Here is a 20,749-nt window from a genome sequence, read left to right on the forward strand (position 1 = left end):
CAATTTTATTGTTCTTAATATTCTGGAATTGTACTTGTACAACACGGGGTTCAGCCCATTCACCACCTTCTCCAAAATGTACCTTTCCGATTACCGTTTCAAACTGATGTCACTCTGTCAATACTATTTATTATTGTTGCGGAGGTGTTGCAGCAAGTAACTGCAATTCCCAGGCTAAAGCAACACCGCTTCCTCCACCATGTTCAAACAAAAGAGGACCTAATTGAGATGCGGTATCTAAACGAGCCCAATCGCGTTGCCACTCTGAAACTACAGCCAACCAATTGATTGGTACGATACCTACCTGAACCATTCTACGGACAGCCATATCATGTGCTTCAACGCTTACACTGCCACATGCATCTGTAACTACAAATACATCATAGCCTTCTCCCAAAGCTTGAATTGCAGGCATTGCAACACAGACTTCTGTCCACAGTCCGGCTAAGATCAATTGCTTACGACCGCTTTCTTTTACGATATCAGTAACTGCAGGATCCTCCCAAGTATTGATAAATGTTCTGTTAATAGGCTTTTGTTCTGGGAATATGTCTTGAATACCTTTGATGATAAGACCTCCACGTTCTTCGGTAACAGTTGTAAGAATAGTTGGCACATTAAATACTTTTGTTGCTTTAGCAAGCCCAACGGTATTGTTAATAATCATTGTAGGTTCATGGCTATGCAGATTGGCAACTTGAAAAGGTTGGTGGTCGATTAGCACTACGATACTATCTTCTGGTCGAAGTAGACCTTGAAGACCAATTTTAGGAGCTTTTTCCATTTTCTTTTTGATTTAAAAGTTAATACTTCAAAGTTGCGTCAAATGGAAAGAAAAAATTGTAGACAAATGTCTATGAAATACAAAATAGAGAGATAAGGTTTACTTTCTAAGCATTTTTTTACGCACCCGGCTTAATGTGTCTTTTGTAATACCAAGATAGGAAGCAATAATATGTTGCGGAAACCGCTGTACAAAATACGGATGGTTATTAACGAAGTCTTCATAGCGTTTTTCCGCGGTAAGGCTTATAGAAGATGTTATTCTTTTTTGGGTAGAAATAGTACTCTGCTCATCGAGCTTCAATGTTAATTCGTTGAAAGCAGGGCATTCATTGCGCAGTATCAAGGTATTTTCTCTGGAGATAAGAAACAACTCACTATCTTCACAAGCATCTATATGGTAAACACTAGGGGTACCCATAACAAAACTCTCCCGATCACCAGCCCACCAATTTTCAACATATAAATTAACTATATGTTCAGTACCTTTTTCATCTGTATAGTATTTACGCATAGCACCTTTTACGATAAATCCCATACATTTGCAGATCTCACCTTCTTTCAGCAGATGTTGCTTTTTGCCTATCTTTTTCGGAATAAAATAGCTTTGAATATCCTCAAAATCTTCTTCAGAAATTATAGCATATTGGTTGATATAATGAAATAGTGGATGCATATAAAACGAATTGAGATACTCAAAGTTAGTAATTTTTATTTTCTTCTCTTGCTATGGTTGATTTAGCGTCACATTTCATACAGGACCATTTGATCATTTAAATTATAGACAGGGTATCCCACTAGTTGACCTTCTCCATGAAATGTTATCGCTCCTCCGCGTCTTATATCTAAATGATCTAAACCAACATCAGAAAGTTTACCTCTTGGAATAAATAGCTCACTTTCTTTCGCGGAACTGCCAAACGTTAAAATAGGCTGATGTTCACAAAGAATTAGCAAATTATTTGCAGACGTGTCTATTTTAAGTTGTTTAAGTTCAATAATAATTTTTCGAACCTCTTGTTGAAATGCTAGGGCATCCTCATAAGATATGTTTCCTTTATTGAGATAAGTTAATTTAACTTGCTTCATAAGTGCATTATTTAAATACTATCGTATCAGACGATATGTTCCCTTGTTCTGTTTGCAGTGCCCTTATTGTTCGTTCTGATAAGGGCACTGCTGATAATAGATTACAGAAACAAGTTATTCAGTTTCCTCCACTTCGATTTGAGGAGGCATTAATTTATACATAACCGGTGTTACGATCCTTGACAGGATAGTTGAGCTTATAAGCCCCCCGATAAGTACAATTGCCAGTGGTGCTATTTGCGGATTCGGATTCAAGGCAATCGGGATCAGCCCACAAATAGCGGTTATCGACGTAAGCACAACAGGTAAAAACCTTGTTTCGCCAGCGATGTGAATGGCTACATTTATGCTGTGTCCTTTTGCTCTTAGTTGATTGGTAAAATCAACGAGCAGTAACGAATTCTTAACCTGAATTCCCGATAAACCTATGAAACCAATAATGGAGACTAAGGACATCGGATTTCCGGTTAGGAGCAAAAATATTACACCACCCAGCACACCCAATGGTATGATGGATAAAACGATAATTATCCCTTTAAAAGTTTTGAATTGTAATAATAGAACAGCTACAAAAAGAAACGCACTTAAAATGATCACGGAAAGGAAATTTCCGCCAAGCGCGTCTCCTTCCGATTCCGCTTCCCCAGATAATTTATAATAATACCCTTTTGGAAATTCCATTTTGTCAAGTTCCGGAACAATATCTTTCAATATATCATTGGCATAGAAATTATCCTTTGACAATGATGTTACTTTTGCAAAGCGTGACTTATTGAAATGGTTGATAGCTGTGGGAGAAGTCTCAAATCCGATGCTGGCGACCTGATCAACCTGTATCGGCGCGCCATGCATATTATTCACATATAGATTCTTTAAGGCATCGAGATTGGAGAATTTTTCTCTCGGCACTGTTATCACTACGTTTCTGGCATCTCCACGATCATCAATATAATCGCCAACGTTTAATCCGGCAACAGCCAACCTGATCACCTTATCTATATCGCTGGTCAATACACCCAAAGTCCGGGCTTTTTCCTTATCAATTGTAATTTTTATATCTGATTTATAGGTGTTAAGCTCATTGTTCGTGAAAAATGTACCTGGATGCTTACGCAACAGCTCTTCTACTTTAAATGAAAGCGCGCGTAAAGTGTCCTGGTTATCGCCAAATACCCTTACCACAATATTAGCTTCAATTGGTGTCCCCTGCTCGAAGTCCTTCACCTCAATTCGGGCATAGGGAAAATCCTGAAACTTGGTCCGAAGTTTTTTGATCAGTTCGGTTTTTGCAATCGGACTCGCGTCGTCATCCATCTGCACAAAAACCTGGGCAAAATCGGGTTTGATATCCTGCTGATGAACGTTGTAATAAATCTGGGGATTGCCTTTTCCTACATTTGATGTATAATAAACAATCTCTTCGTGTTTTTTCAATTCATTCTCCACCAATTTGGTCACCCGGTCACTTTCTGGAATATCAGCCTGCAAGGGCATCTTTATATTCACTAAAAACATCGGTTTCTCGGAGGTTGGAAAAAGTTTGAAACCCGCGAGAGGGAATAATAAAAATGCCAGGACGCTTAATGCGATTGATATGCCGATCGTCACCTTTGGCCACTTTAGGGCAAGCGGCATTATTCTACGATAGGAAAAGGTCAGGAATTTTTGTAAATTCTTCAAAAAGTAATTGCCCTCTCCGTGGGTATGCGTTTTCAAGATCTTGCTACCCACAAATGGCACCAAGGTCAGAGCAACTATCATGGATGCCAGTACGGCGGTAATTATCGCCACCGGCAGACTGCGAATAAATTCTCCGGCCATATCAGGTAGAAAGGCAAGAGGCAAAAATGCTATGATCAAAGTGGCGGTACAACCTACCACGGCCAGGCCAATCTGTTTGGTACCTTTTAAAACAGCATCCTTGATGGAATGTCCTTCCCTAAGCCAACGTTCTATATTTTCGACCACCACAATACTGTCGTCAACCAACAAGCCCAAGGCCACCACCAAACCAACTATGCTCAATTGATTAAGCGAAAAACCCATCATGTTCATCGCGATAAGACCTAGCGCAAGCGACAGCGGGATAGAGATCATTACAATCACGGACGCTCTAAAGCCCAATGGAAGTAGGGTAATGACGACTAAAAGGATGGCCAGACCAAAATCAAAGCCCAGGTGTCCCAATCTTTTCGCAACCATATCTGCCTGATCAAAGTTCTTGACCATTTTTATGTTCTCTGGCAAACTGTTGCTAAATTCCTCCAGCACAGGGGTGTATTCTTTTTTCACCTTACTGATGTCCACATCATCTTTCATGGCAGCGTTAACGAGTATACAACGATGTCCGTTGATACGCGTGATATGGCTAACGACACCATCCTTATAACTAACATGGGCAACATCTTTCAGGTAGACTATTTTGCCATTAGCATTATAAATAACCGTATTGGCTACATCGTCAACATTTTTGAATTTACCACTGGTTTTTACATTGAAAACTTTATCGGCCAAGTTGATGCTCCCGCCCGGAATATCTGCCGCTTCGCTTTGCAAGCTGCCAATAACCAGATTTAAGGGTATTTTTAATTGGGCCAATTTATCCAATTGCATGTCGATCCGAATTTCCTGCTCGGGCATACCCGAATAGTTAACTTCCCGAAGATTGGTTATCTTTTCCAGTTTCGTTTTAAGGATGTCTGCCTGATCTCTCAATACCTTGGATGAAGCGGTGTTGGATATTAATGCCGTTTGAATGATTTTTACATCAGCAGAAGAAATTTTTTCCGTTTTAATCAAATAGATATCCTTCGGAAGCGCTCCATTTTTGAGTGCATTTATTTCGGTCGATATCTCCTGGTATTTATTGTCCACATCTACACCATACTTAAATTTAATCTGGATAGCAGCTACCCCATCCTCGATTGTGGTCAGGATTTTATCAATATTTTCGAGTCCGTATATTTTGTTTTCGATAGGTTTTACGACCTGTTCTTCCATATCCTTTGGACTCGTGCCCGGGTATATAACTGTTACCAGGTATTGTGGCGGATTAGTGGTGGGGTCTTCCGACCGTGGCATGTTGAATAGCGTAAGCAACCCCACGACCGATATCAAAACAAATATGATAAGGGTAAACTGGTAATTTTTTACAGCAAAATTTGTAATTTTCATTTTTGTACAGTTTACTTGATTATTTTAATAGTGGACTGCTCGTTCAGGTAAGCACTGTTGGAAATAACAATCTGATTTATTCCCTCAAGGTTGCCACGCAGGAATACCCCGTCATTTTCAAACTTCATAATGTTTACGGGAATTTTCTTTACGCGGTTTGCACCGACTGCCGTAAACACGAAGCCTTTGTTGCCATCCGCCTCCACTAATGAACTGAACGGAATGACAACGGCATTTTCATCCTCACTGATGGCTATTTCTGCTCGCCCGAACATGCCCACAGGAGGAACAACTTTTTGAAGCTGTAGCTTCAGCTCTACCTGGAAAGAGCCGATCTCTCTATCTGCCGACTGCAGCTTTCGGAATACCGCTGCTTCAAAAAGCTGGTCTGGATAACCATCCAATCTAACCTGTGCAGGCTGACCGACCTTAATTGCGGCCCATTCCACGTCCGTTACACCGACTTTAAGAAGATAGCTGGCATTGTGCTGCACGGAGTTGGTTAGCAGTATCGGCATCCCCCCTCCCACTACTTCTCCTTCGTTGGCAATTTTCTTGGCTACAAAACCGTCAGATGCGGCATATATTTTTGCGTGGCGCTCATCAAATGCAACAGCCTCTTTAGCCTGCTTGGCAACTTCAAGAGCGGTCCTTGTATTTTGCAGCTGCTCCAAGGTAAAGACACTGTCCCTATAAAGGTTGATCGCCCGATCATAGTCGCGTTGGGCTTTTTCGACCCCTAGCCCGGATTGTGCAAGACCGGCTGCTATCTCGGTGGCATTAAGCGTGGCCAGCAATTGGCCTTTGCGGAAAAATTCTCCTTCATGTACCAGTATACGGCTGATGATGCCACCAATCTTAAAGGAATAGTTTGCCTGGTCTTCGGTACTGATCAGTCCGGTAGCTTCTATCGTGCTCGGCACGTTTAATGAGGAGACAGGGGCAACCTTTACGGCTATAACATCGGGCTCACCAAGTGGATTTGTATTTTTAGGGTGCTCATTGCACGAGAACAGAAATAATGCAGAAGCAACGATTGCAAATTGATTTTTTTTCATGTGTATATTATTGTATGTTAAAACTAGCGTTTGCGCGTTCGATGGCAGAATAGGATATCCAGGTATCGAAAAGCGCAATGTTTGCTTGGAGCTGGGAATCGATCCATTGGTTTTGGGCATCCAGCAGCTCGATATAGATAGCCATCCCTTCCTTATACAGTTTTGACATATCGTGGTAATAAATCTGGCTGGTATTTAACTGGCTCTGGGCAGCATGGTACTGGGCAATTGCCCGCTGCATATTGGCCTGCCGGACTTTGAGCTCTGTAAAGAGCTGTTGCTCCACATAATCGGTCTGAGATGCAATAGCATGTTGCTCGGCAATAGTCTGTTTGATTCGATAGTTGTTCTTTCCCGAGGCAAACAGGTTCCATTCTAACGAAATGCCAAACAAGTAATACCGGGAATCCCTATTGAATTTCCAGTCAAAAGCCTGCGAACCCAAGTCTAGATTGGCCCCGATCTTCGGAATAAGGTATGACTTTGCTAGCCCCGTTAGATCTTCTTTGATATTCTTTGCTATCTTTAGTTTGGAGAGTTCTTCACGGTTACTGATATTATCAGCCCGTAATAAATCGTCTGCTGGGAGATCCGAAATTTCATCAACCAAGATATCATCTGATAAAGGGCGGTTCAGCAGAAAATTAAAGTAGTATTGTGCAGATTCTTGCGTTTTTATTGCCTCGACAATAGCAGCCTCGATTTTTGAAACTTCATTTTGGCTTCTGACCACAGCGGTTCGGTTTATCTTTCCATTATCGAAAAGACTTTTGTTAACTCTCTCCCCTTCGGTTACCAGTTTTAAGTAAGACTGATATATTTGCACGGCATTTGTTGCCTTCAGATAATTATAGTAGGCCGTTTTGATTTCCTTCACCAGTTCCCGCTTGTAGAGAAGTACCTCCGTTTTCTGAAGATCGATCTGCTTCGACTTGATCTTTTTATTATAGCGAAGTTCCGCATTCAGAATGGGTTGGGTTATGCGGAATTTTGCATCGTAGAAATTGTCTGGATTCAACAATTCCCGTTGGTTCTGTAGCTGCGGAAAGGAGTTGCTTCCCGTAAGTTGATTAAGCGTGGCGTACACGTTATTCATCAGATCACCAACCGGGATGTCTATTGTACGGCCACCATCCGCTTTCGTGTATGTCGTAGAAAAAGCGACATTGGGCAGGAACATACTTTTTGCTTCTCCCAGTGCGTATACATTCTTTTCCAGAATAAAATTCTGTTGATTTATACTTTGGTTTGACTCAATTCCCTGCCTGATATAGCTGTCCAATTTCGATTGTGCGGCGGCTACATTTGGGGTGAAAATAGTGTAGACTATGCAACACCAAAATAGATTTTTTTGAAAAACATTAATCATTGTAATAATTTTAAACAGTGTTCAATTTCTGAGCAAAAAAAAGGATTATCCTTTTTCCAGTAATGAAACAAAACACTCATATCCATATTTCATTAGGTCTTCATTTGACTTATTTTGAAAACTTGTCGTGCGGTCTTTACAGAACAATGCACATATTCCGTGAAGCGACGAAAGGAGCATAAAGGAAAAATAATCCTGATCCATTCCGACAAATCTACCTTCTGCCTGACATTCTTTGACCAGCTCCAAGAGATGATTGATCGCTTCCTGAGCAATTTTGAAGCCTCCTTCGGTAGATGCTTTTGCAGGCTCTTCTACCATAAACATAAGATTATAATAATCTTTATTATCCTGTGCGAACTGAATGAACACTCTTCCAACTGCCTTCAGTCGCTCAAAAGGGTCAGCTATTTTATCCAATATCTTCAACTGGGCAAGTAATAACCTAAATCCCTCCTTATGAAGCTCGTGAAATATTTCGCTCTTGTCCTTGAAATGAAAATAGATCATTCCAGGGCTATAATTGATTTCGCTTGCAATATTTCGCATGCTGGTCTTTTCATACCCCTTATCTAGAAATATCTTACGTGCCGCATCCAGAATGCGCTTCTGCATGTCTTGTTTTTCTTCTTGTTTTCTCTCCGCTATACCCATTCAGTATTAAAATAAAATCGTTTCTAAAATTTGCTCTCCGCAATCCCCCATTTAATGTGACAATCCCGGGCTTAGCTGGCCCATAATGTTTACAGCCGCCTTTCTGCTCAAAAATCTGAAGCCAAAAAGCATCATTCTGTTTTTAAACCCTTGAACAATTCTTGGCTTGTTTCTGTTATTCAGCGCATTGATTAGTTCATCAGCTACTTCTGCGATAGAAGAGACAACAAATTTTGGAAACGCGCTGGTTTCCCGTCCAGCATTGGAATGAAAATCCGAATCGGCAGCGCCTGGATTAAAGCCTGTCACAAATATACCCTTATTTTTAAATTCGTACCAAAGGGATTCTGAAAAGTTAGCTACAAAACCTTTTGTCGCTGCATACACAGCACCGCCTGGCAGCGATGAGTGCGCAAGCAATGATCCTACATTTACCAAAGCATTACCGGGCTTCGCATTGTTTAAAAATGCATACGATAAACTTACCACTGCGTCCATATTTAGCACCATGGAGTCTAACTGCTCTTCAAGCGATATTTCAACGAATTTGCCGTATGTACCGGTGCCGGCATTATTGATGAGTAAGTCATACCCGTGCGTGCTGAGATGATTGCTGACTTTTTGGATATCTTCCTTTTTTGTCAGATCTGCTACAAGAATAGTATGGGTATCTGTTCCCAATAGCTCTTGAAGCGATTTGAGTTTTTGTTCATTCCGTGCCACCAAAGTGAGCCGATAATCCTGGGCTGCAAGACGTTTTGCAACCTCAAAGCCTATGCCTCCACTTGCGCCTGTTATTAATGCTGTTTTCATTTCATAAAAAATTAAAAATATTTATGCCACAAATATATTGAACAGTGTTCAATAAAATCGAACCTTTTTATAAAAATGATTTTATTATTACATCTGAAACATTATTTTTCTACTTATTTTTTTTGGTTATCGGTGTGCAGGTACGCCTTCGTTTCATATAATTCAATAACTTTTCGCTGCGCTTCCGTCAGAATTTTTAATCTGGCTAGTTCCTCGTTTTTTGTTTCTAGGTTGAGAATTAGATTTTTTATCTGGGGGTCAAGTACGTTCATTTGATTTTCAAACAAATCTCCGATGATTTTATTGTCGAGATAATATATGAACAAATTATAATTGAGTAGTTCTGAAATTTTTATCAGCTTTTTAATATCGATGGAATGGCTTTGATAAATTTCTTCCAACCCCTCATCACTTATTTCCAGATAAGCAGCTAGGACATCTGTCGTAATTTCTTTTTCTTTGACAAGGTTCCGAATTACTTCGCCTATATGCCATGAGTTAGGATTTTGTCTGTTGTCTGATTTGTCCATTTCCAAATATGTAATAGTATTGGTTACTAAATGTATCAAACCCAAGGAGCTTGAAGTGAACGTAAAAATGATCTGTACCGATTAATCAATTAATCATAATGCTATTCTTAATTGATTCAACTATTTGCTCAAAAGATTGATTAGTTCCAATCCTTGAAAGAATGGGTATCATCGCCACTGCGCTCATTATTTCCGTCGCTTTTACAAGAGGTGTTGTTGCGAAAACCATTTGTTCTCTTTTCAAGCCGTCTTCAAGAATAGATTGCAACCAATTGATCAATAATTCGTAGAAGGATTTCAGTTCATCTTTTACCCGGTTATCCATGCTATTGATATCCGATAAAAGAGCTACGACCAAACATATTTTTCCTTGTCGCGCCAAAGACAAATAGAAATCCATAAACACGTCTAGTTTTCTTAAAGGTGTGCTGGCCTCCACCGCAGAAATAATTTCATTTTGCTTTACACAAGCATCTTGTATAAGCGATAGGATAAGATCAGATTTGGTTGGAAAATGGTAATGTATTGACGATGTCTTAATGCCAATCTTTTTGGAAATATCTTTATAGCTAAAAGCATTGTACCCATCACGCATGACCAGTTCTGCTGTAACTTCTAATATTTTGTCTCTCGTATCCATTGTCTACCTACCTATAGATAGACAAATATATTAATTTAATTAACATCTCTTCATCCATCAATAGGAAAAAGAGATTTTTAAAATACCTCAACCCTCTTCTACTTCTAGAAAAGATGATCCCTAGCCCTACAGCTACGCATTTCAAGATTAAAAAAAAAGCCACCTTGATCCAGATGACTCTTATTGGAAACTAAACACTTCCATACACTACTCTTCGTATTGGTTTTGCACCATATCGTAGTATTTGGATTTAAGCGCATCCCCTCGTAGCGCCTTATAGGCAGAATGAAATTTTGCAAACTCACGGTGGTTATAAAGTTGGTAAAAGAGAAAAAACGTCGAGACTGAACTTGTTGGATAGCGTACTACCATCTGTTCCACCTGCCGATCTAAAACGTCGTCTTTCAAGTAGTTTGTCTTAACGTCTTCCAGTTTCAGGAATGCATCCCGTCCCTTCGAGAGATCTGAACTTTCTATATGGCTATAATACGTACCTTTTAAGCTATCCAATAACAGCTGTTTTCGCTTAAAAAAAGAACCGAATAAGCGCCAATATTCATCGGCCAAATCGCATTCCGCGCAATCAATATTTTTGAACTTGAGTATTTCGGCTCCATCGGCTTCAATCTCTTCTATACTTACCCTATTTTCAGTCAATATGACATAATTAGATCCATGTTTTTTATGCAGCAAGAGTGGTTTGGTGAGCTCAAAGAAATCCTGATCCTGTTGCGCATTAAATGAGCGGCTGTAGAATACGCTGTGGGATATCAGTGTTCGAGGCCAGGATAATACCGCAATATACATGTCATCTTCCAGAGCAGGCATAGCGATGGGCTTATCGAGTGATGCAGCTGACAAGCTAAACACCTCCTTTCCCGTAATGATATGATGTACTCTAACCGAACAACTATCAACAGGGAGATTTTGAAACAAAACATGTATTTCACCTTCCTTATGTTTTGACTCCTTTGTATGGCAGCTGCTTAAAATCAGCAAAAAAGACAGAGTGTATAAAGTGTACGCTTTCATATATTTTAAGAATGAAGGCCTGATAAAATATCAGACCTTCGGTAAACAAACTTGAAACAAATATTACAATAAATTATCGTACGTTGCTTTCACAATGACCTTGCCTGCTTTGTCATACGCTTCAAACTCCATCTTTACGTTATTTCCCGTACGAACTACACTTTTACACACCAAATAATGAAAATTAAATGTATTTATAAAATACGTCATATATGTTACATTATTGGTATAACCGGCTGGCTGAGGTAAAAAACTTAATGCATTGTTGGCAAAAATAGGTGCACCGTCATAATTCGTTGTTAGGTATGGGAATCTAAAAAACACATAATTCGTCGGTGCAAACCCGCCCGTACCAATATTCCTTGAAATCTGAAAAGCAAATCCATTACGCATCGTCGACAGATTAGCTGCCGCTACTGCAGAAAATCCAGATGCAATCGTCCTATTCTTTTCAGGGCTATTGACATACTCCAGCTGAACACGTGATGCCGTCCCCAACACATTTGTACCAAATCCACTCGCATTAAAGTCAAAATAGTTTTCGCCATCTGCCCATTTCCAATCTACAGGTCTTTTGAACATCTTATAGATTACACCACCTTCTTTCGCATATACGTTTCCACTACGATAACACTGGATGGCTACCGTATCGCTAGACACGCCGACAATATTATAAATATGGTCTGTGATATCAGAAGCTTGTGCCCCAACCCGGTATAATGAAGACATGATCGAGCCCGTTGTAAAGATCAACTGAGGTGCCCCCGTACCGGTCGTAATACGAAAATACGATTCCGTATCTGCTGTCTCTCCGTATACGGTCTTCACGTACAATCGATTCGTTACCGTATCAAACTTTAGAACAATAGGTGTATATACATCGGAATTCAGTCCTGTTTTCACCATCATTACCCATCCATTTTCGGCAGAAGCGAGCATTTCCTTCGCTTCTTTCGCTACTTTTTCCTGCCGTTCTGTATTATCCTCGAAATACGCATTTGTGATATTGTCCTTTTCGCATGAAGCCAACAAAACTATGCTTCCGACGAAGAAAAACAAATGATATAGTATTTTTCTCATAACAATCTATTTTAATAATTCACTTGATAAACCACCGAATCCACTACGTTATGTAATTGATGTAAATCAACCCCCATATCTAAATACATTTGATGTACCATTTTATATTTGTCGGCCAGATCTAGACTTGCACTTGTGGCAAGGATTTGCTTGATAGTCGCTTCGGGATAGCGAACCATATGCTCTACACCCGTAGCGAAATCTTCTTCAGGAGCATATCCGCCGTACGCCCGCCAAAACCCATCACGCTGCGCCTGCGCTTCCGTTCTGGAACTGTAGCCGGCTAGACCGTAGTATTTACCCTGCGAAATGCGGTCAAATACAAAGCCGCGCCCGTATTTATGGTCAATCTGATGCGCATGTTCGTGATATAGTGTTACAATATGACCGTATAGCCAATTTTTTGAGGTCGAGAAATTGTTTACCCCTCCCATACCGAGTCTATAAAACTGTCCGTTTAAACCTGCACCAGCGGCAGTTGCCGTCGCTGTAGGATTATTAAAGTGAATAAAGCCTCCGGCAAGGATAAATTCAATCGGAGTCTCTCCTGCGAAAAATTCTGGAAACTCTTCCTTTAGCGGTTTAAGCCATATCTTATTAAGCATAACCTTCGTATAAGGCAAGGCCTTATCGTACTGTGGAGGCATGAAGAAGGTGGTACCCGCAATAATACGAGGGGTATACTCATAAATAATCTCTACACCGAAAGCCTTCTGAATAGAATCGCAGAGGTAATCCAGTTCGTTCCATTCAGACTGGGGCTTCACCGTTCTTTTCGAGAAGTAATCCACATTTTCGTCCACTTCGCCTAGGGGATAGTTTTCTTTCTCACATGCCGTAAGAAGGAGAACAGATAAAAATATATAAATAATCTTCTTCATCTTATCTTGGATTTAATTGATTGTCTAGTAAAGGATTGCCCAGCCGTGCCTGAATCGGAATCTGTAAGGCAGTCCGTTTGTCATTAGGTGCGAGAATATTTGCGGTCTTGGGATCGGTACGGATCATCCGATGTTCGACCTGAATACCCATTCGTTTGATATCATACCATCGAAACCCCTGACCTATCAACTCAAGCTTTCTTTCACGAAGCACTAACTCCAGCGCCTCGCTTACATTGGCAGGTGTCGCCAATGTTCTATAATTCGCAGCACTGAACCGCTCTTTACGGATCGCTTCCACATCAGCCATAGCTTTGTCGATGTCCGGATTTGCTTTGCGCAGAGTGGCTTCTGCCCTATTCAATAATACTTCTTCCATTGTGAAACAATCGTAACGTGCCTGCGCAGCATTGGGATTATTTGGCTGATTGGCATATTTCACGACCAATGCCACACTATCGATAACCGTACCGCCCGAGCTGAACTGATGCGACCGGTAATCCGAACTCGGTGTAGTATAGAACATATTATGTGCTAAATAAAAACCACCTAGACGATAGCCAAAAGGTCGACAAAGGAATAAATTCGTTTGGTTAACAAGCAGCAGATTGGGATGGATGCTTGGATTCATCATCTCCTGGGCCCAAAATGCTTCAGTAGACGAGGATTTTCGGGCCACATCTTCGCTCATTTTACGGACTATTACACCCTTTTCAGCCAAAACAAGATCTGCATATTGCGCAGCTTCCTCCCATTTACCCTTGTATAAATTAATACGTGATAAGAATGCATGCACACTCGCCAATGTAAACCGATACGGCGTCTTAGGAACATATGAGACACCCTTTTTCATCAGGGCGAGACCTTCTTCGACATCCTTATCAATCTGATCGTATATCTCCTTCACAGTAGCTCTGTCATACAGTTCCCTGTTCCCTTTGGGCACTTCTGTAATCAACGGCACACCCAGGTTTGTCGCATTATTCGCCTCGTCATAGTGTAACGAGAACAAATTGACCAATGCAAAATAGTTATAGGCCCGCAACAACAGGGCCTCACCTAATAAAGCATCTTTTTGAAGAGATGATATACCAGAAGACGCAAGCTGTTCTATTGCTAGATTTGCCTCGTACACTTTTTTATAGTAATGCGAATAGGCATGTGTGGGCGTAGCCGTTGTAATAGCATCGGAGAATTCATCTTCCCAATTGTATATCGGAATGTAAGTTGCTCCATTGCTTGCCTGCATGGTTGTGGCATAGTGGTGAAAATTGTCCGTCAATATTTCCGTAAACACATCCGCCCGCATCGGATAGGCGTTGGCCAAAAGAAGATTAATATCTTCCAAATCCTTGATCTCCACCCGATTGTCGTACGGAGCATCTAAAAACTTCTCACAAGAATTGAATAATCCCAGCACAAAAAGTAAAATGATTGTATGTAGTATCTTTTTCATTGTTATCCTCCTAAAAACCTAATGTTAATCGCATGGTGAATGATTTCGGATTGGGAAGGGACGTTCCTCCTGATAAATACAGGTCTGGATCAACACCTCTCAATCGGCCACTGGACCAGTAATAAATATTGTTTGCCGAGAGCATCAAACGGGCATTTTTGATTGCCGTATTTCTACCCCGGAAGTACTGCCCAAGATCATAAGCCAACAAAATCTCACTAACACGTAGGTTGCTGGCATCTGCTGCCCGAAAATCACTTCTGTTGTAAGCAGTTTCGTCGATATTACTTATGGTACCTAGGTGAGTACGTTGTATCGTGCTCAGTAGTCCCGGAATATTGGTGTAATTTTCGTCGCCTATGGTTTGCCATCTGTAGTTCAAATCGCCGGACTTCGATCCCGAATCATCATAAGTACGCGTCGCGACAGGCTGCGTAAAGACTTTATGTCCGTATGAATAGGTCAAAAATACACGCAACTCTACGCCTTTATACTGGAAAGAGTTGGCTATCGATCCTGTACCCAGCGGTTGGCGACTACCCAGATAACTTACTAATGCACGGTCTCTGGAAGCCGCGACAATTCCATTTTGTTCTCCATTTTCGCCCAAGAAAAGCGGTCGCCCTTCGGAATTCAACCTTGAATAATTAAAGCCGAATAAACCCTCTAAAGGATACCCTTCAATGGCGTACCCCAATGGATTTGTAATTTGCGAAAGCTGTGAAGATTGTAATTCGCCATTCGATAACTCATTTTTCACATAACCGTAAATGAGATTCACATCCCAATTGAAATCGCGCTTATTCAATAAATTACGGTAACCGAGTGTGATATCAACTCCTTTATTGGTCATCGTTCCAAAGTTGATACGTTTCGATTCAAATCCATCCTCTTGCGCCACATTGAATGGCACCACCAAGTCCTTATTTTTTCGGGTGTAATATTCCGCAGTTAATGTCAGTCGATTATATAGCGATAAATCAAAGGCATAATTCGTGGTGTAATCTTTCTCCCAGGCCAAGTTATACAATTCTGGCTCTAGTACACTTATGCCTTTCGCGGTGTTTACCCTATCCAATCGCGGTATATTAATAATATTAGCATTTAGCATGGGCGAGGTTTCAAAACTATTACCTCTCAACGCATGGCTCACCCGGAGTTTTAAGTAGTCGATGTGACCTGCCGCATTCCACTTTTCGAACAATTCTTCACGCTCCACATTCCATGCAAAACCTAATCCATAATTCGGAAGGAATTTGGACCGCTGCATTTTCCCGAACATATTACTACCATCCTGACGACCACTTAAATCAAAATTATACCTGTTTTTGAATGTATATTGGATATTGGCATAAAAACCGGCTGATCTCCGGTCATTAAAGGTTTCAATATACGTACGGTCATCTCTATTCAACGCATACACCATCGCTAACGGAGAAGGAGATGCGATCTTACCACCGTAATACAAATAACCGTATGCTTTAGAATACGTTCGATCCACGTAGGTACGTTCGATCTCCATACCTCCTAGTACATTCAGTTTATGTTCTCCAAAAGTCTCATTAAATGAAAGTTGATTTCTGACACTCCAAAATGATTGCCAGTTATTCCATAGATACCGAAACCCACCTTCTGGCAAAATCGTTTCGCGGTATGCATTCGGTTCGCTCGGATCAAGATATAACAGTGAATTCTGATTACGCAATACATCGTTATAATCCACTCTATACGCATTCGCCATATTGGAACGCTCGGTCACGATATGACTGATTTGGCTATTGTTCTTCCGTATAGCGTAGGTACCGTCAAAGCGTAAGTTCTTCGTTAATCTGTAGGTTGGTCTTACAATTAATCGAACTTCTTGTGCTTTTACGTCATTGAAATTTTCTTTTAGCTCTTCCAGAATATTAAATGGCGCCAGATTTTCCAGGTAGTATTTATAAGACCCGTCGGCTTGGTACGGATACATCGCCCTACTCGTATTCATCGCATACAGAAAAGGATTGATTTCAAATTCGCGGGTTACTTCAAAATAGTTGCTTGAAGCCAGCGTCTTTGACTCATTCGTCCCCGGTGTAGATTGATCCCGCGCATTCCAATTGAGGTTGATATCCAGATCCAGTTTAGGGGTAATGTTAAAAACAGTACGCAAATCCGTTGTATAACGCTTTGTTCCAAATCCAACAGCTTGGCCGTTATCATCTGCCAAACTTCCCGAGACATAATACGTATGCTTGTCGCCTCCACCCGAGAAAGAAAGACTATGCTCCTGTATCAAATTATTTCTAAACAACACATCAAACCAATCGGTATTGGCTTTCGCAGATTTATTCAGTTCCATGTACGCATCATCCAACGTATAATTACGAAGCGCGAGCTGACGGTAGGCTTCGGTAAATGCACCAGTGAAGTTAGGCCAGTTCGCATTCGAGAGATAGCCCCTGTCGTACATTTCCTTGTACAATTGCATTTCCTGATTAGAATTCATTAAGTTGAAATTCCCGATATCCGGCTTTACCCCTACGGAAAAGGCAGTACTTAAATTTACATCACGGGAGTTGTATGAACCGCGTTTTGTCGTAATGGAGATTACGCCATTTGCCGCCCGTGTACCGTATAGTGCAGTCGCGGCGCCATCTTTCAAAATCTGTATATCTTCGATATCCTGCGCATTCAATCCTGCAATCGCAGATCCCAATACGGAGGCCGGATCACCACTATACAACTGATTAACCGCAACATTTGCCGGAGATGTAATAGGAACGCCATTAATCACGTACAGAGGCTCTTGGTTGGCACTGATGGATGAGTTTCCACGTATACGTATTTTTGGCGTAGCACCGAATGTTCCCGATGTATTCTGCACAGACACACCTGCAGCAGCACCCTGCAACATCCTCGAAACATCCAACGAGCCAGACCGGTCAATGTTTTTCTTATCCACTTGACTCACCGACCCGGTAAATTTGCTTTTATCAATATTCTGAAACCCTGTTACGACAACTTCGTCAATGCTTTTGTCTTCCATAACTAAGCGAACAACCATGCCGGCTGCCGCTGGTCTGTCCATCGGCAAATAACCTAAAGAACTGAACCGTAGTACTGCTGCCGGTTTACCGATCGTGATCGAAAAGCGTCCCTCCGTATCCGAATTCGTAGACGTATTTGTTCCGATCTCGGTAATAGTCACCCCCGCAATTGATTTACCTTCCTCGTCCAATACGCGTCCATTTATTTTTTGCTGAACGACCAAATCCTGTCGAACTGATTCGGGATTAATGGTAATGATCTTTTCAGAAATGATATAATTAAAGGGTTGTTTGGTAAATATCTCATCCAGCACAACACCCAATGGTTCGTCGTATACTATGATGGATACGGGGTTAGCATACTTAAGATAACTTGAGTTGATCAAAAAACTATATCCGGTTTGCCTTTTTAGTTCGTTGAGAACGATCTCGAGACGTTGCTTTTTAAAATTAAGTTTCACATTTTGTCCAAAAGTGTTTCCCGATACCTGAACTAAAATGGACAACATGAGTACTATAGTCAGTTTCATTGCCAATAAGGTTTGGTCGTTTACCGTAAGCCGTGCCTTTATTTTATGCATATCTCCATAAAACAGGCACAATAACTTCTTTATATTCATAATCGTGTGTTGAGCACAAGGATAAGCATAGGGAGCATATGCACCATATTACCTATATTTGTACTGGTTAGAAAAATTTATTTAATACCAACGAATTTTAAAACCACATCGCTGGGGGTGCTCCAACACCTCCAGTTCTGTTTTTTAGTTAATGATTGATCTATTGTCTACGTACGAGCACCCTCCTTCCTTCAATTTTAAATGTATAATCTGTATTCATTTCAATTACCTTCAAGAGTGCAGATAACTTTACTTTACGGGATACCGTCCCGGATAAGCGCACATTTTCGACATTCGTCTCCGTAAACACCATTTTAATATTGTACCAATTTTCAATCTCTTGCAATGTCTCATGAAATGAGCTGTTATCGAATATAAACTCTTCATTTTTCCAGGCCACCGATTCTGTAGGTTTTATCATCTTGATCTTAACAGCATCTCCCACAAGCGCCTCTTCACCCGGCTTGAGTATATAGTCTTTGCCTTCCACGGTAAGCTTTACACTTCCTTCCAATAAGGTGGTCCTTGCATAATTGTTATTTGACACCAGGTTAAACGATGTACCCAGTACTTCTATCATCTGCTTTTTAGAATACACTTTAAATGGCTTCGTGTTATCATGTGCCACATCGAAAAAAACTTCTCCTTCCACAAAAACCGTTCGATCTGCGCCAGAAAAATTTGTTGGATAGCGAATGGAAGAAGCCGCATTGAGTTCGACCAGCGTCCCATCGGATAGCTTCACCTTAGTGATACCTCCCTTGGGCGTATTGACGGTTAAATAAGTTGGCGTAGCACCCTTCTGCGTCGAATCTTGGTAAACAATTTCCCCACGTTCATCTTTAAATATCTTGATACCGCCTTTACTATATACCAGACCAAGTGCTGCTGAATCTATCTGGATAATATCACCGTTATCCAGTGTAACCATCGCAAGTGGCGTTGCGGGATTCACATCCACTACGACAATCTCTTTTTGCAATGGCGTTTCCTGGTTAAAATAATACCCAAAAGCGCCAATGATCAATACCGAAGCAGCAATAAAAAGTACCTTCCATGATATTACCGGAGTATTCGGTATAGGTTCAACAGCAGTTTCCTCAAACTGCGTTTTATCTAAAAGACGATCAAGCACCTGATCGAGGCTCTTTTCCATTTTTTCTTCCGAAAATGATAGATCTTCATGAAGGTGGGTATCAATTGTAGAGAGTATATCTTTTAGTTGATCATCGGATGTATCCTCTAATCTGTCGATGAGTTCTTTTTGCTCCTCTTCGCTTAAGAGATGATCAAAATATTTGATTAATAAAAGCTTGATTCTATCAAAATCCATAATAGCAGACCGTAAATTATTACCTTATCTATAACTATTACGAACGAAAGCGGAAAACTCACTAATGGAAATTTAAAAAAATTACATTTTTTCTAAAAAAACAATAATAACACCGTTTTCAGCCCCTTTTCATAACGGGAAGTAAATATTCGAATCTGTTTCATCGCTAAAACAAGGTGATTACTGATCGTCGCCGGTGAGATATTTAGCAATTTGCTCACCTCTCCATACGATTTACCTTCTAATTTGCACAAGGTAAAAATCAATTTACGTTGGGGAGGCAACTGATCAATAGCATTTTCTAAAATGACCCATTCCTCTTTTTGTAGGTAAGCATCTTCTACGGAATCATGTTGATGGACACCCTGTATCAGTATACTGTCATATACAAGCTGGCTCCGGACATTTCGACGGATAAGGTCTATGGCCATTGAATCTGCTATGCGAAGCAGGTAGTTATGGAAGTTCTTTTCCACATCGATAGACGATCGATTCGTCCAAACTCTAATAAAAATATTCTGTAACATCTCCTCCGCCTCATCTTCATCCTTCAATAGATATAAGAGGCGTTTAAATATCGATGCAGAATAAGACTTATAAACCAACTCAAAGGCTTTTTTGTTGCCCGAAACAAAGAGAGTAAGGGTTAATTTATCTATTTTTTTCAAATCCACCAGCCACCAGGTTAATTTTATATTAGTAAATGTATAAAATTTCAGCAGTTTTATCCAAAAAAACAAAATAAATACCTCAACTCTCTTCTATTTCGATAAATACATTCAATCTTTACACCTTTCCCTTCGGGATACTGTACCAGTTTCGCATATTTTCGACGTCATTCTCACGGAAGCGCACCGCCCTGCCCTTCTTCACGGTGGTGATTTTCCCTTCCTGCCGCAAGTTGAACAGTGTGGCCCGCACAATGCCCAACCTCGCACAGGCGTCATCTATTGTCAGCAGTACTACCCCTTCTTCGATATCGGTAAATGATATTTCGCGTGCAGAAGAGCTCTGTGGGGGGATGACAGCAGGCAGCGTACGATTAAGTTCTGCAGGAACTTTTAAGGAGTTATACATTTTGGTCAAAACAGCATGGCACTGTTCGACATGCTCAATTAAAATTAAGAGAGATTTAATCATGGTCTTTGATTTAGGACCATCCAAGTACAAGCACAGAAGCTCCCTAATATTGGTTAGCGCAACGCAAA

18 protein-coding genes are annotated in these 20,749 nt (G+C 40.7%); all 18 read right to left on the reverse strand.

Going from position 1 to position 20,749, the window contains the following annotated elements; genetic code table 11:
* Positions 1-130: 130 nt before the first annotated feature.
* Complete coding sequence (locus FAZ15_RS17175; RefSeq protein WP_136902546.1) at positions 131-784, reverse strand: hydrolase; 654 nt, start codon at positions 782-784, stop codon at positions 131-133.
* A gap of 99 nt (positions 785-883) precedes the next feature.
* A complete protein-coding gene (locus FAZ15_RS17180) occupies positions 884-1,459 on the reverse strand; it encodes a Crp/Fnr family transcriptional regulator (RefSeq protein WP_136902547.1) in 576 nt (191 codons plus the stop codon).
* Between the two features lie 68 nt (positions 1,460-1,527).
* Complete coding sequence (locus FAZ15_RS17185; protein WP_136902548.1) at positions 1,528-1,872, reverse strand: lipoyl protein ligase domain-containing protein; 345 nt, start codon at positions 1,870-1,872, stop codon at positions 1,528-1,530.
* A 114-nt stretch (positions 1,873-1,986) separates the two neighbouring features.
* A complete protein-coding gene (locus FAZ15_RS17190; protein ID WP_136902549.1) occupies positions 1,987-5,046 on the reverse strand; it encodes an efflux RND transporter permease subunit in 3,060 nt (1,019 codons plus the stop codon).
* 11 nt (positions 5,047-5,057) lie between these two features.
* Positions 5,058-6,104: an efflux RND transporter periplasmic adaptor subunit gene (locus tag FAZ15_RS17195; RefSeq protein ID WP_136902550.1), complete on the reverse strand. Its 1,047-nt coding sequence runs from the start codon at positions 6,102-6,104 to the stop codon at positions 5,058-5,060.
* Positions 6,105-6,111: 7 nt separating this feature from the next.
* Positions 6,112-7,473, reverse strand: a complete 1,362-nt coding sequence (locus FAZ15_RS17200) for a TolC family protein (protein WP_136902551.1) — start codon at positions 7,471-7,473, stop codon at positions 6,112-6,114.
* 45 nt (positions 7,474-7,518) lie between these two features.
* The gene (locus FAZ15_RS17205) at positions 7,519-8,088 is read right to left on the reverse strand and encodes a TetR/AcrR family transcriptional regulator (protein ID WP_162304990.1); all 570 of its coding nucleotides are present in this window, start codon (positions 8,086-8,088) and stop codon (positions 7,519-7,521) included.
* Between the two features lie 90 nt (positions 8,089-8,178).
* Complete coding sequence (locus tag FAZ15_RS17210; protein WP_136902553.1) at positions 8,179-8,940, reverse strand: SDR family NAD(P)-dependent oxidoreductase; 762 nt, start codon at positions 8,938-8,940, stop codon at positions 8,179-8,181.
* 113 nt (positions 8,941-9,053) lie between these two features.
* Entirely contained in the window at positions 9,054-9,470 is a 417-nt protein-coding gene (locus tag FAZ15_RS17215) for a hypothetical protein (RefSeq protein ID WP_136902554.1), read from the reverse strand.
* 85 nt (positions 9,471-9,555) lie between these two features.
* Positions 9,556-10,110 carry a TetR/AcrR family transcriptional regulator gene (locus FAZ15_RS17220; RefSeq protein WP_136902555.1) on the reverse strand — a complete coding sequence of 185 codons (555 nt, stop codon included), beginning with the start codon at positions 10,108-10,110 and terminating at the stop codon, positions 9,556-9,558.
* A 207-nt stretch (positions 10,111-10,317) separates the two neighbouring features.
* Positions 10,318-11,142 carry a hypothetical protein gene (locus FAZ15_RS17225; protein WP_136902556.1) on the reverse strand — a complete coding sequence of 275 codons (825 nt, stop codon included), beginning with the start codon at positions 11,140-11,142 and terminating at the stop codon, positions 10,318-10,320.
* 63 nt (positions 11,143-11,205) lie between these two features.
* Positions 11,206-12,222 (reverse strand): DUF4302 domain-containing protein, encoded by a 1,017-nt coding sequence (locus FAZ15_RS17230; RefSeq protein ID WP_136902557.1) that lies wholly within the window; start codon positions 12,220-12,222, stop codon positions 11,206-11,208.
* 11 nt (positions 12,223-12,233) lie between these two features.
* The gene (locus FAZ15_RS17235; RefSeq protein ID WP_136902558.1) at positions 12,234-13,103 is read right to left on the reverse strand and encodes a substrate import-associated zinc metallohydrolase lipoprotein; all 870 of its coding nucleotides are present in this window, start codon (positions 13,101-13,103) and stop codon (positions 12,234-12,236) included.
* 1 nt (position 13,104) lies between these two features.
* Entirely contained in the window at positions 13,105-14,559 is a 1,455-nt protein-coding gene (locus FAZ15_RS17240; protein ID WP_136902559.1) for a RagB/SusD family nutrient uptake outer membrane protein, read from the reverse strand.
* 10 nt (positions 14,560-14,569) lie between these two features.
* Positions 14,570-18,208: a SusC/RagA family TonB-linked outer membrane protein gene (locus tag FAZ15_RS17245; RefSeq protein ID WP_136902560.1), complete on the reverse strand. Its 3,639-nt coding sequence runs from the start codon at positions 18,206-18,208 to the stop codon at positions 14,570-14,572.
* A gap of 160 nt (positions 18,209-18,368) precedes the next feature.
* Positions 18,369-19,541, reverse strand: coding sequence for a FecR family protein (locus FAZ15_RS17250; RefSeq protein ID WP_136902561.1), 1,173 nt, complete (start codon positions 19,539-19,541; stop codon positions 18,369-18,371).
* 92 nt (positions 19,542-19,633) lie between these two features.
* On the reverse strand, positions 19,634-20,215 hold the full coding sequence (locus tag FAZ15_RS17255) for an RNA polymerase sigma factor (protein WP_162304991.1): 582 nt from the start codon (positions 20,213-20,215) through the stop codon (positions 19,634-19,636).
* 112 nt (positions 20,216-20,327) lie between these two features.
* Entirely contained in the window at positions 20,328-20,681 is a 354-nt protein-coding gene (locus tag FAZ15_RS17260; protein WP_136902563.1) for a helix-turn-helix domain-containing protein, read from the reverse strand.
* Between the last annotated feature and the right edge of the window lie 68 nt (positions 20,682-20,749).

Origin of the sequence: Sphingobacterium olei, assembly GCF_005048855.1 — a bacterium.
GTDB classification, from domain to species: domain Bacteria; phylum Bacteroidota; class Bacteroidia; order Sphingobacteriales; family Sphingobacteriaceae; genus Sphingobacterium; species Sphingobacterium olei.

Excerpts from the sequence above, each read along its gene's own strand:
- FAZ15_RS17175 (WP_136902546.1), bottom strand. The coding sequence starts at position 784 with ATGGAAAAAGCTCCTAAAATTGGTCTTCAAGGTCTACTTCGACCAGAA.
- FAZ15_RS17180 (WP_136902547.1), bottom strand. The coding sequence starts at position 1,459 with ATGCATCCACTATTTCATTATATCAACCAATATGCTATAATTTCTGAA.
- FAZ15_RS17185 (WP_136902548.1), bottom strand. The coding sequence starts at position 1,872 with ATGAAGCAAGTTAAATTAACTTATCTCAATAAAGGAAACATATCTTAT.
- FAZ15_RS17190 (WP_136902549.1), bottom strand. The coding sequence starts at position 5,046 with ATGAAAATTACAAATTTTGCTGTAAAAAATTACCAGTTTACCCTTATC.
- FAZ15_RS17195 (WP_136902550.1), bottom strand. The coding sequence starts at position 6,104 with ATGAAAAAAAATCAATTTGCAATCGTTGCTTCTGCATTATTTCTGTTC.
- FAZ15_RS17200 (WP_136902551.1), bottom strand. The coding sequence starts at position 7,473 with ATGATTAATGTTTTTCAAAAAAATCTATTTTGGTGTTGCATAGTCTAC.
- FAZ15_RS17205 (WP_162304990.1), bottom strand. The coding sequence starts at position 8,088 with ATGCAGAAGCGCATTCTGGATGCGGCACGTAAGATATTTCTAGATAAG.
- FAZ15_RS17210 (WP_136902553.1), bottom strand. The coding sequence starts at position 8,940 with ATGAAAACAGCATTAATAACAGGCGCAAGTGGAGGCATAGGCTTTGAG.
- FAZ15_RS17215 (WP_136902554.1), bottom strand. The coding sequence starts at position 9,470 with ATGGACAAATCAGACAACAGACAAAATCCTAACTCATGGCATATAGGC.
- FAZ15_RS17220 (WP_136902555.1), bottom strand. The coding sequence starts at position 10,110 with ATGGATACGAGAGACAAAATATTAGAAGTTACAGCAGAACTGGTCATG.
- FAZ15_RS17225 (WP_136902556.1), bottom strand. The coding sequence starts at position 11,142 with ATGAAAGCGTACACTTTATACACTCTGTCTTTTTTGCTGATTTTAAGC.
- FAZ15_RS17230 (WP_136902557.1), bottom strand. The coding sequence starts at position 12,222 with ATGAGAAAAATACTATATCATTTGTTTTTCTTCGTCGGAAGCATAGTT.
- FAZ15_RS17235 (WP_136902558.1), bottom strand. The coding sequence starts at position 13,103 with ATGAAGAAGATTATTTATATATTTTTATCTGTTCTCCTTCTTACGGCA.
- FAZ15_RS17240 (WP_136902559.1), bottom strand. The coding sequence starts at position 14,559 with ATGAAAAAGATACTACATACAATCATTTTACTTTTTGTGCTGGGATTA.
- FAZ15_RS17245 (WP_136902560.1), bottom strand. The coding sequence starts at position 18,208 with ATGAATATAAAGAAGTTATTGTGCCTGTTTTATGGAGATATGCATAAA.
- FAZ15_RS17250 (WP_136902561.1), bottom strand. The coding sequence starts at position 19,541 with ATGGATTTTGATAGAATCAAGCTTTTATTAATCAAATATTTTGATCAT.
- FAZ15_RS17260 (WP_136902563.1), bottom strand. The coding sequence starts at position 20,681 with ATGATTAAATCTCTCTTAATTTTAATTGAGCATGTCGAACAGTGCCAT.